The following is a 1,907-nucleotide window of genomic DNA, read 5'->3' as shown; positions in this document are numbered from 1 at the left end:
ATTTCTGCCTGATCAGGAGAGAGGCCGTTATTGTGAGAATGAGGTCTGAAAGAATTGTAGAAACCGTGGATATACTGAAAAATGCTCAGTTTGAGTTCATCAAAGGAAGAGTAAGTTCTGCGGTTGGTTTCTTCTTTTTTCAAGTATTTGAAAAAGCACTCCATTACAGCATTATCATAAGGATGCCCTTTTGCGGAAAATGACTGAACAATATTTAGCTCGTCCAAATGTTTCCTGAAAGCTTCTGCTGTAAACTGACAACCTCTGTCACTGTGAAAGAGTAGGCTGCCTGAAATATTACGGTTGGCGACAGCTGAATCAAGTGTTTCAATTGCAAGCTTTGTGTTGAGATGTGGAGATAACTTATATGCGATAGCCTTTCTTGAAAACAGATCAAGTATTACACAAAGGTAATAAAATCTTCCCGCGGCACGAAGATATGTAAAATCACATACCCATACTTTATTAGGTTGGGACGGATTAAAACGCTGTTTCAATATGTTTGGGCAATGCTCATTCGAAGCTGTTTTGTGTTTTGGATAGGACGGCTTGATTGTACTCATTTTTGGCAGATTCATACCTTTCATAAGGCGATAAACCCTTTGCGTACTTATATTTATGCGATATTCACCGGCAAGGCAATTTTTTATCTTGTAAGCTCCGAAGCGTTTTTTTGACCTTGCATAAAGCTCGGCAATACAACTTCGAATCCTACGGTTTTCAAGCTCTCTTTCGGAGGGCTTGTGATGAAGAAATTTGTAATATGTGCTTCGGTTGACACAAAGAACGCGGCAAAGCGTTGTAACAGCGTGTTCCGATGACAGCAGCTTTACGGCATTCAGTCTTTGCCTGAGTTTGGCGTGAATATCGCAATGGCTTTTTTTAGTATTAGATTTTCCTCCTCAAGTTGGGCATTGCGTTTTTGAAGCTCCTTTATTTGTTTGGCTGTAAAAACTGTTTCATCATCAATTTTTACTTCTGAGTACTGCTTTATCCAATTGGATAAAGCACTGTGAGAAATTCCATATTCCTTGTGTATTTCAGAATATGTTTTTCCCGAATGGTACAGATTGACTATTGTTTGCTTATATTCCTGGGTGTATTTCGGATTTTTTGAAGACATTTTTTATTCCTCCTTTTTCTGTCTTCTATTTTATCATACTTGTCCACTTTTTTATTATATATCCAGGATGAAATGGGCGAGCGTATGAGAGCGGGCTATCTAACTTCTTATTTTCCGAAGTTTTTGGAACAACACGGTTTGCGCCGTATGCGATTTCACGACCTTCGGCATAGCTGTGCGAGTCTACTGCTTGCGAACGGCGTACCGCTGAAGCATATTCAAGAGTGGCTTGGGCACAGCGATTTTACAACAACGGCAAACATTTACGCCCACCTTGATTACAGTTCCAAAATCACTTCGGCACAGGCAATGGAAACAGGGCTTATCTTGCCTGAAAGAGGCGATTTCGGGAGCCGTTGGGTTTCAAACGACTTAGGAGAGAAATGATGATTTTCTCTCCTAAAATCCGAAAATTGCGTAAAATTTGTTTTTTGAGAAAAAATGAAAAAGCCAGCAACACCGCATGGTTACTGGCTTTTCGATGGCGGAGACGGTGAGATTCGAACTCACGTGCCCGTTAGGGCAAACGCATTTCGAGTCTTTTATGCAACTGTGACGGGGGTGTCCGTTTTGGGGGCGTTTCTGTAAGCCCCGTACCCGCCGAAAACCGCTTGAAATCAGGCTTTTTCGCTCGGAAAGCCTTGCAGGACAGGCTTTTTTGAAAGTGGGTTCAAATCGGCATTTTTTCCGATTTTGGAGAGAAATGCGGGAAGATAGGAGAGAAAAATTGGGAGACGGCCATACACCGCAGAATAGAGCTTCCAACCGACGAAAATCTATTTTT

Annotated in this window: 1 protein-coding gene and 1 pseudogene; one reads left to right on the top strand and one right to left on the bottom strand. The window is 41.5% G+C overall.

Going from position 1 to position 1,907, the window contains the following annotated elements:
* A protein-coding gene (locus tag ACLU24_RS06070; RefSeq protein WP_412611053.1) for an IS3 family transposase occupies window positions 1-1,123 on the bottom strand; the annotation gives its coding sequence in 2 pieces (ribosomal slippage) (window positions 1-874 and window positions 874-1,123; 1,124 coding nt annotated over the 2 pieces). This gene is flagged as partial in the annotation.
* A gap of 33 nt (window positions 1,124-1,156) precedes the next feature.
* On the opposite strand from ACLU24_RS06070, the pseudogene ACLU24_RS06065 reads away from it, so the two are divergent.
* A pseudogene (locus ACLU24_RS06065) lies at window positions 1,157-1,510 on the top strand (site-specific integrase); the annotation flags it as partial.
* Between the last annotated feature and the right edge of the window lie 397 nt (window positions 1,511-1,907).

Source organism: Pseudoruminococcus sp. (assembly GCF_047012705.1).
Classification (GTDB): domain Bacteria; phylum Bacillota; class Clostridia; order Oscillospirales; family Acutalibacteraceae; genus Pseudoruminococcus.
Note: the sequence above shows the minus strand (reverse complement) of the source record. Positions and strands in the feature narration are given on the sequence as shown.